This is a genomic window from Cognatilysobacter lacus (assembly GCF_008274655.1).
GTDB lineage: Bacteria > Pseudomonadota > Gammaproteobacteria > Xanthomonadales > Xanthomonadaceae > Cognatilysobacter > Cognatilysobacter lacus.
Window position 1 is genome coordinate 1 of the sequence record NZ_VTRV01000120.1, and the last position, 8,582, is coordinate 8,582.

9 protein-coding genes and 1 tRNA gene are annotated in these 8,582 nt (G+C 67.4%); 9 read left to right on the plus strand and 1 reads right to left on the minus strand.

Annotated features, from left to right (window positions below; translation table 11 throughout):
• The first annotated feature begins 155 nt into the window (after positions 1 to 155).
• The 9 genes from infC (at position 156) to FW784_RS10470 (ending at position 7,484) form a co-directional block, all read left to right on the plus strand.
• Positions 156 to 683, plus strand: a complete 528-nt coding sequence (infC, locus tag FW784_RS10430) for a translation initiation factor IF-3 (RefSeq protein WP_235893652.1) — start codon at positions 156 to 158, stop codon at positions 681 to 683.
• A 488-nt stretch (positions 684 to 1,171) separates the two neighbouring features.
• Positions 1,172 to 1,369 carry a 50S ribosomal protein L35 gene (gene rpmI, locus FW784_RS10435; RefSeq protein WP_027083463.1) on the plus strand — a complete coding sequence of 66 codons (198 nt, stop codon included), beginning with the start codon at positions 1,172 to 1,174 and terminating at the stop codon, positions 1,367 to 1,369.
• 13 nt (positions 1,370 to 1,382) lie between these two features.
• Entirely contained in the window at positions 1,383 to 1,742 is a 360-nt protein-coding gene (gene rplT / locus FW784_RS10440) for a 50S ribosomal protein L20 (protein WP_149353284.1), read from the plus strand.
• A 231-nt stretch (positions 1,743 to 1,973) separates the two neighbouring features.
• Positions 1,974 to 2,969 carry a phenylalanine--tRNA ligase subunit alpha gene (gene pheS / locus FW784_RS10445; RefSeq protein WP_149353285.1) on the plus strand — a complete coding sequence of 332 codons (996 nt, stop codon included), beginning with the start codon at positions 1,974 to 1,976 and terminating at the stop codon, positions 2,967 to 2,969.
• A gap of 48 nt (positions 2,970 to 3,017) precedes the next feature.
• Entirely contained in the window at positions 3,018 to 5,396 is a 2,379-nt protein-coding gene (gene pheT / locus FW784_RS10450; protein ID WP_149353286.1) for a phenylalanine--tRNA ligase subunit beta, read from the plus strand.
• A gap of 18 nt (positions 5,397 to 5,414) precedes the next feature.
• The gene (locus tag FW784_RS10455) at positions 5,415 to 5,720 is read left to right on the plus strand and encodes an integration host factor subunit alpha (RefSeq protein WP_149353287.1); all 306 of its coding nucleotides are present in this window, start codon (positions 5,415 to 5,417) and stop codon (positions 5,718 to 5,720) included.
• Positions 5,713 to 6,069, plus strand: coding sequence for a MerR family transcriptional regulator (locus FW784_RS10460; protein WP_149353288.1), 357 nt, complete (start codon positions 5,713 to 5,715; stop codon positions 6,067 to 6,069). Before FW784_RS10455 ends, FW784_RS10460 begins: the two co-directional genes overlap by 8 nt.
• Positions 6,070 to 6,139: 70 nt before the next feature.
• Positions 6,140 to 6,216, plus strand: a tRNA-Pro gene (locus FW784_RS10465).
• A gap of 182 nt (positions 6,217 to 6,398) precedes the next feature.
• The gene (locus FW784_RS10470) at positions 6,399 to 7,484 is read left to right on the plus strand and encodes a TraB/GumN family protein (RefSeq protein ID WP_187770771.1); all 1,086 of its coding nucleotides are present in this window, start codon (positions 6,399 to 6,401) and stop codon (positions 7,482 to 7,484) included.
• A 78-nt stretch (positions 7,485 to 7,562) separates the two neighbouring features.
• Here the strand turns inward: FW784_RS10470 and FW784_RS10475 are convergent.
• Positions 7,563 to 8,582 (minus strand): transketolase C-terminal domain-containing protein (locus tag FW784_RS10475; protein ID WP_328592721.1); only part of this gene is annotated, 1,020 nt, incomplete at its 5' end.

The window sequence follows — 8,582 nt, forward strand, 5'->3', positions numbered from 1 at the left end:
CGGCATGGTCGCCGTGCGGACTCGCGCAGGCGAAGACCTGGGATCGATGACCGTCGACCAGTTCGCCGCGAGACTGCGGGGCGAGGCCCTCTGAGGCCCCGCTGTCGATTCGGCCCGCCGCCCTGACGGCGGGTCAACTACCTGGAGACTGCAACATCAGTACGCCCGAAAAGCCGAGTCGAAAGAACGCCGAAATCCGAGTTCCCCGTGTCCGAGTGATCGGAAGCGACGGTGAAATGATCGGCGTGCTCACACGCGACGAGGCCCTCACGATGGCCCAGGACGAAGGCCTCGATCTCGTCGAAATCCAGCCGAACGCGGACCCGCCGGTCTGCAAGATCATGGATTTCGGCAAGTTCCGCTTCGAGCAGCAGAAAAAGGCCAACGAGGCCAAGAAGAAGTCGAAGCAGGTCGAGATCAAGGAAATGAAGTTCCGCCCCGTGACCGACGAGGGGGACTACCAGATCAAGCTGCGCAACATGCGCCGCTTCCTGGAAGAAGGCGACAAGATCAAGGTCAACATCCGGTTTCGAGGCCGCGAGATGAGCCACCAGGAGCTGGGTCGCGAGATGGCGAACCGGATCGAGAAGGATCTGGGCGAGGACATCGTGATCGAGTCCCGTCCGCGACTCGAGGGCCGGCAGATGGTGATGATGATCGCGCCGAAGAAGAAGCAGCCGTAACGGTCGCTTAGCTTGGACGGCCCGCCTAGGCGGGCCGTTCGCTTTTGTGGGTCGTGTCGCCGGCGCGGGGGCGGCGGCTCGGGCAGGGTCCCGGACACGCGTTCGCTACAGTCTCGGACCCTGCACCAGCCGCCTTCCCAGGCTCCTACGATGCGTGTCAAAACAGCGGCGCACGGCTGTGCCTTGCTGAAATTTCGAAGGCATCGCGGGTAGGCGCGGTCGAGGGATGTCCGGGACTGTAGCGAACGCGTGTCCCGGACGTCCCTCGACCGGGCCGACCATGCCAGTACGCCTCCCGAACTCCCAACCCACTGATTTGCACGGATTTAACGGGTCGTGCACAATACGCGGCCCCGGTTCGCGCCGGTGGATTCAGGACCCGTCACGGGCGGCTAGCCGCTCCGTAGACCACACGCCGGTATGGGCAGGAAGGAAAGCGTGGCTTTTGCCACCGCCCAGCCAGTCAGAAACTCCGAACGGATATCGATATGCCCAAGATCAAGACCAATCGGGCGGCGGCCAAGCGCTTCCGGAAGACCGCTTCCGGCAAGTACAAGTGCGGCCACGCCAACAAGAGCCACATCCTCACCAAGAAGGCGACCAAGCGGAAGCGCAATCTCCGGCAGACGAACCATGTTCGTGCCGAGGATGCAGGCCGTCTTGACCGCATGCTTCCGTATCTCTGAGGAGGGCTGAACAATGGCACGAGTAAAGCGTGGTGTGATGGCGCGTCGCCGTCACAAGAAAGTCCTCGCCCAGGCGAAGGGTTATTACAATGCGCGTCGCAAGGTTTTCCGCGTCGCGAAGCAGGCGGTCACCAAGGCGCTGCAGTACGCCTATATCGGTCGCAAGCAGAAGAAGCGCCATTTCCGCACCCTGTGGATCGCCCGCATCAACGCGGCGGCCCGTCAGAACGGCATGAGCTACAGCCGCTTCATCAATGGTCTGCTCAAGGCCGGTATCACGCTCGATCGCAAGGTGCTGGCGGACATCGCCGTGCACGATGCGGCAGCGTTTACCACGCTGACCGAGAAGGCGAAGAGCGCGCTCGCGGCGTAAGAAGCATCAGCGATGCCCGCGCCTCGTGCGCGGGCTTTCGTGAAAGCCTCACGCATGGGGAAGGGCGCAAGTCCTTCCCCATGTTCGTTTTTGGGTAGCGAAAACCAGGGTGGCGACGCAGTTTTCGCGCCGACATCGTCGTGAGTTGCGGCTGTGCGCGGGCCCGGGGCTTGAAGTCGCGGGCAGGCGCGGCCGCCGGATCGGAAAGAGCCTCGATGAGCGCGAACCGCGATGAGTGACATCCACGCATTGGCCCAGCAGGCACTCGTCGACATCGGCGAGGCATCCTCGCCCGAGGCGGTCGAGTCGTTGCGCGTGGCGCTGCTCGGCAAGTCCGGCAGCATCACGGGCCAGCTCAAGCAGCTGGGTGCGCTGCCTGCCGACCAGCGCAAGTCGGCGGGCGAAGCGATCAACGCCGCGCGTGACGCAGTGGCCGCTGCGATTCAATCGCGACGCGCCGAACTCGACGGCGCCGCGCTCGAAATGCGCCTGGCGACCGAATCCATCGACGTCACGCTGCCGGGAATCGGCGCGGCGCATGGCGGTGTCCATCCGGTGAGCCGCACGCTGGAGCGCATCGCCGGCATCTTCAGCCGCCTGGGCTACCAGCTGTCGGATGGGCCGGAGATCGAGGACGACTGGCACAACTTCGAAGCGTTGAACTTCCCGCCGCACCATCCCGCGCGCGCGATGCACGACACGTTCTATTTTGGCGACGGCCGCCTGCTGCGCACCCATACCTCGGGCGTGCAGGTGCGTTTCATGCAGCAAAACCAGCCGCCGCTTCGCATGATCGCCGCGGGCAAGGTGTACCGCAGCGACAGCGACCAGACGCACACGCCGATGTTCCATCAGGTCGAGGGCCTGCTGGTCGACGACCGCGCGAGTTTCGCCGACCTCAAGGGAACGCTTGTCGAGTTCGTGCGCGCATTCTTCGAAGACGACCTCGAGATGCGCTTCCGCCCCAGCTATTTCCCGTTCACCGAGCCTTCCGCGGAAGTGGACATCGCGTGGAAGCAGCCTGACGGCAGCACGCGCTGGCTCGAGGTTCTCGGCTGCGGCATGGTGCACCCCAACGTGTTGCGGAGCGTGGGCATCGACTCCGAGAAGTACACCGGTTTCGCATTCGGCCTCGGGGTCGAGCGCTTCGCGATGCTGCGCTACGGAGTCGACGATCTGCGCAGCTTTTTCGAGAACGACGTGCGCTTCCTGCGCCAGTTCGCCTGACCAACGCGCCCGCGCCGCATTGCCGCGACTGCAACGGACCGATTGCCCATGAAGTTTTCCGAAAACTGGCTCAGGCAGCACGTGCCGACCCGGGCGACGCGCGATGAACTCGTGGCGACGCTCACCGCGATCGGCCTCGAGGTCGAGTCCGTCAGCCCGATCGGCGAGGCACTCGACGGCGTCGTCGTCGCGCGCATCGTTGCGGCGCAGCGACATCCGGAAGCCGACCGGCTGCAGGTTTGCAGCGTCGACATCGGCACGGGTGAACCGGTGCAGATCGTCTGCGGTGCGCCGAATGCCCGTGTAGGTCTCTGCGCACCTCTCGCGATGGTCGGCAGCACGCTGCCGGGCGGCGTCGCGATCACGGCTGCGAAGCTTCGCGGCGTCGAGTCGAACGGAATGCTTTGCTCCGCCAAGGAGCTGGGTATCGATGCCGACGCGTCGGGCCTTCTGGAGTTGCCGGACGATGCGCCGGTCGGCGCGCCGCTCGCGCAATACCTGGCGCTGCCGGATGCGAGCATCGAGATCAAGCTGACGCCCAATCGCGCCGATTGCTTCGGAGTGCGTGGAATCGCGTACGACGTCGCCGCCGCGACCGGGGCACGCGTGGCGGCGTTCGATATCCGACCCGTGCCGGCCGAAACGTCGGCGGTGCTGCCGGTCGAGCTGCATGCGGGTGCTGCCGCGCCGCGTTATTGCGGCCGCGTCATCGAAGGCGTAGACGCGGCGCGCGCCACGCCGGCGTGGATGGCCGAGCGCCTGCGTCGCAGCGGAATCCGGCCCGTGTCGTTCCTGGTCGACGTCACGCAGTACGTGATGATCGAGCTCGGACAACCGATGCATGCGTTCGATCGGGCTGCGTTGTCGGGCCCCGTCGGCGTGCGCCACGCACGCGCCGGCGAGTCGCTCCCGCTGCTGGACGGAAGCGAAGTCACCCTCGATCCTCAGTTCCTGGTCGTCACCGACGCCGATCGCGCGGTTGCGCTTGCCGGCATCATGGGCGGCAGTGGCACGCGCGTGACCGACGCGACACGCGACGTGTTCCTCGAGTCCGCACATTTCGCGCCCGACGCGATCATCGGGCGCGGCCGCAAGCTGGGCCTGCACACGGATGCTTCGCACCGCTTCGAGCGCGGCGTCGATCCCGCGCTGGCGCGCGAGGCGATCGAATATGCGACGCGCCTGATCGTGGACGTGGCGGGAGGTCGCCCCGGGCCCGTGGTCGAAGCCGCGCTTGGCGACCACCTGCCACGGCAACCGACCATCCGCCTGCGCCGTGCGCGGCTCGCTCGCGTGCTGGGCACCGAGGTCCCGGGCGACGACGTCGAACGCATCCTGCGTGCGCTCGGGTTGGATGTTGAAGCCGACGCCCAGGGATGGTCCGTGACGCCGCCGAGCCGCCGCTTCGACCTCGCGATCGAGGAGGACCTGATCGAGGAAGTCGCACGCATCCACGGCTATGACGCGTTGCCCGCTACGCTTCCCGCAGGCGTGGTGCCCCTGGCGCCATCCAGCGAGACGCACATCGACACCGCCGAGCTGCGCCGCGCGCTGGCCGGCCGCGACTATCTTGAAACGATCAACTACGCGTTCGTCGACGCCGTCTCGCTGGACGCCTGGTCGCTGCAGCACGATGCCGTGGCACTCGCCAACCCGCTCAGCGCCGAACTCGCGGTGATGCGTACGTCGCTGCTGCCCGGTCTCGTCGCCGCGCTCGGACGAAACGCCGCCCGCCAGCAGACGCGCGTGCGGCTGTTCGAAACCGGCAACGTGTTCCATGCCGCGGGCGAGGGCGAAGCGCCGCGACACACGCAGCGCATCGCCGCCGTGGCATGCGGCGCCGCCGCGTCGGAGCAGTGGGGCGTGGCGTCGCGACCGGTCGTGTTCCACGACGTCAAGGCCGACCTTGAAAGCCTTGCCGCGCTGGCGGGCCTCTCGGTCGTCGTCGAAGCGTCCAAACGCGCGTGGGCGCACCCGGGCCGCTCGGCCGACATCATCGCCGGCGGGAAGGTCGTCGGCTGGATCGGACAGTTGCACCCGCGGCTGCAACAGGCATGCGGGCTCGACGTGGACGTCGTTGCGTTCGAGATCGATCTCGACGCCGTGCAGAATCGCGCGGTTCCGCGCGCGCACGGGCTGTCGCGCTATCCGTCGGTGCGTCGCGACCTCGCGTTCGTCGTGCCTGACGCGACAGCTTGGGGCGCCCTGGAAGCATCCATACGCGCGGCCGCCGGCGGCGCCTTGCGCGAGCTCGTTCTGTTCGACGTGTACCGGGGCAAGGGTGTCGAATCGGGATTCAAGAGTGTCGCCATGGGCTTGATCCTGCAGGAAAAAACCCGCACTCTGACCGACCGCGACGTGGACGCTGTCGTCGGCGAAGTCGTCGCTTCGCTGCAGCGCGAGCACGGCGCGACGATCCGCAGCTGAGCCGAGGAATATGTACCGATGACGCTGACCAAGGCCGAGATGGCCGAGCGACTCTTCGACGAAGTCGGGCTCAACAAGCGCGAGGCCAAGGAGTTCGTCGATTCATTCTTCGACGTGCTGCGCCAGGCGCTGGAAGGCGGCCGTCAGGTCAAGCTTTCCGGGTTCGGCAACTTCGATCTGCGTCGCAAGAACCAGCGTCCCGGTCGCAACCCGAAGACCGGTGAGGAGATCCCGATCTCCGCGCGCACGGTCGTGACGTTCCGCCCGGGCCAGAAGCTCAAGGAGCGCGTCGAGGCCTATACCGGGGCCGCGGACCATGCTTGATCCGGGCAGCAACAAGGAACTGCCGCCGATTCCGGCGAAGCGCTACTTCACCATCGGCGAAGTCAGCGAGCTCTGCGACGTCAAGCCGCATGTGCTGCGTTATTGGGAAACCGAATTTCCGACGCTGAACCCCGTGAAGCGCCGCGGCAACCGCCGCTATTACCAGCGCCATGAAGTGTTGATGGTGCGCCAGATCCGCGGCCTGCTGTACGAACAGGGCTACACCATCGGCGGCGCGCGCCTCCGGTTGGAAGGCGGTGACCAGAAGCAGGAGTCGGCACTGAGCTCGCAGATCATTCGCCAGGTGCGGCTGGAACTCGAGGAAGTGCTGCAGCTGCTGAGGCGTTGAGCAGTCGGCATTCGCGGAGCGCAGCAGGGCGGAGCGCGTTATACTGCGCCCCCGCTCAGGCGGGACCTTTCGGGGTATAGCGCAGCCTGGTAGCGCACCAGTCTGGGGGACTGGTGGTCGTCGGTTCGAATCCGGCTACCCCGACCAATTCGATGCATCGCGACGCCCGGCCACGTGCCGGGCGTCGTCGTTTGCGGTGCCCGCGTCGTCCGGAATGAAGCGTCGACACCAGCGGCGGATGCGCGCGGCGGAGGGCGGCGGCCGCAACGGCGGAACTTGTTCCGCGCATGCCAGTCAGAAGCGGCTGTCGACGCGTTTCAAGGAAGGTCATGCACATCCATCGGTACGTACTCGCGGGCTTGCTTGCCGCTTCTTCGGTCGCCACCGCGCAGTCGCGGCCTGCGGTTTCGTTGCCCGCCGCGGCTACGTCGGCGGAGCCGCCCGCCGTGCTGGAGTCCACGATCGTCCGCGCGCCGGGTCCGGGTTTGTGGCGTGTCACGCGCGGCGAGAACACGCTGTGGGTCTTCGGCCGCGTCTCGCCGCTGCCGGCCGGCATGGTCTGGAACCCGGCGCGCATCCGCTCGATCGTCGCATCGGCCGACGCCGTGATAGCCGAGCCGTCCGTGATGGTCGGCGCCGACATGGGCTTCTTCGCCAAGCTCGCGCTGCTGCCTTCGCTGATCGGTGTGCGCGACCTGCCGGACAACCGCAGCCTGCGCGAGGTGCTGCCGCCCGCCAGCTACGCGCGCTGGGCGCGATTGAAGGCGCAACATCGGGGCATCGACGGCAGTTCCGAACACTGGCGGCCCATGTTCGCCGCGAGCGCGATGTACGACCAGGCGCTGCGTGAGCGCGGCCTGTCGCAGAAGAACGTCGTAGGCGCGGAGCTCGGCGACGCGTTGAAGGCCCGCGGCCTCAAGATCACGCCCGCGTCGGCAACCCTCACGATCGCCGAACCCCGCAAGGCGGTGCGCGAGTTCAAGGCGACCCAGCTGGCCGATGTGCGCTGCTTCGACCGCGTGCTCGACCAGGTGGAATACGGCATGGGCACGCTCGCCGAGCGCGCGGACGCGTGGGCCACCGGCGACGTGGCGGCGCTGCGGCGCCTGCAACCTGCAAGCGCGCGCCACGAGTGCGAGGACGCAGTGTTGAGCGGCTCGTTCGGGCAGAAGTACGGCCTGGATACGTTGCAGGCGAAGGCGCGCGCACGGTGGATAGCGGCGGCCGAGGCGAGCCTGTCGAGCCACCACGTGGCGTTGTCGGTACTGCCGATGGACGAAGTGCTCGCCGCCGACGGCGTTGTAGCCGCGTTGGCGGCAAAGGGCTACCTCGTGCAGGCACCTGACGAGCAGCCGTCGAACGCGCCCGCTGCTCCGGTCGCGGCCGCCCCTTCGAGCGCAACCACGGTTCGCTGATTTGAGACGTCGACGACCCGGCGGTCGTTCGACCTTGCGGGCGCGTCGGTGCGCGCGCCCGCCGCCGCGATCCGAACGCTAGAGCGCCGCCGCGCGTGGCGGCGAAAGCAGCTCGGGCCAACGCGCGAGCAACGCGGCGCGAATGCCCGCGGAGTCGAGGCCGGCTTCGCAGAGCAGCTGTTCGCGGCTCGCGTGGTGCTGGAACGCGTCGGGCAGGCCGAGATGCAGCGTAGGCGTAACGATGCCTTCCGCCGCGAGCAACTCGGCGACGCCCGAGCCCGCGCCGCCTGCCACGACGTTGTCCTCGAGCGTCACGAACGCTTCGTGCGTGCGCGCGAGCTGGAGGATGAGTTCGCGATCGAGCGGCTTCACGAAACGCATGTTGACGACCGTGAGGCCGAGCTCCGCGCCCACCGCTTCCGCGGCGGGAACGATTGCGCCGAACGCGAGCAGCGCGGCGCGTGAGCCGCGATGCCGGATCTCGCCGCGGCCGATCGGCAGGGTGTCGAGAGTCGGTTCGATCGCAACGCCCGGTCCCGTGCCGCGCGGATAACGCACCGCGGCGGGGCCTTCGAAGTAGTGTCCGGTCGACAGCATCTTGCGGCATTCGTCCTCGTCGGACGGCGCCATGACGACCATGTTGGGGACGCAGCGCAGGAAGGAGAGATCCAGGTTGCCCGCATGCGTCGCGCCGTCGGGGCCGACCACGCCGCCGCGATCGATAGCGAACAGCACGTCGAGGTTCTGGATCGCGACGTCGTGAACCAGCTGGTCGTAGCCCCGCTGCAGGAAGGTCGAGTAGATCGCCACGACAGGCTTCGCGCCCTCGCACGCCATGCCGGCGGCGAGCGTCACCGCGTGCTGCTCGGCGATCGCGACGTCGAAATACCGGTCCGGATATTCCTTGCTGAAACGCACGAGGCCGGAGCCTTCGCGCATCGCTGGCGTGATGCCCATGACGCGCGGATCGGCGGCCGCCATGTCGCACAGCCAGTCGCCGAACACGTCCGTATAGCTGATCTTCCGGGCGCCGGTCTTGGCGACCATGCCCTTCGCCGGATCGAACGGCGACACGGCGTGGTAGCCGATCTGGTCGCC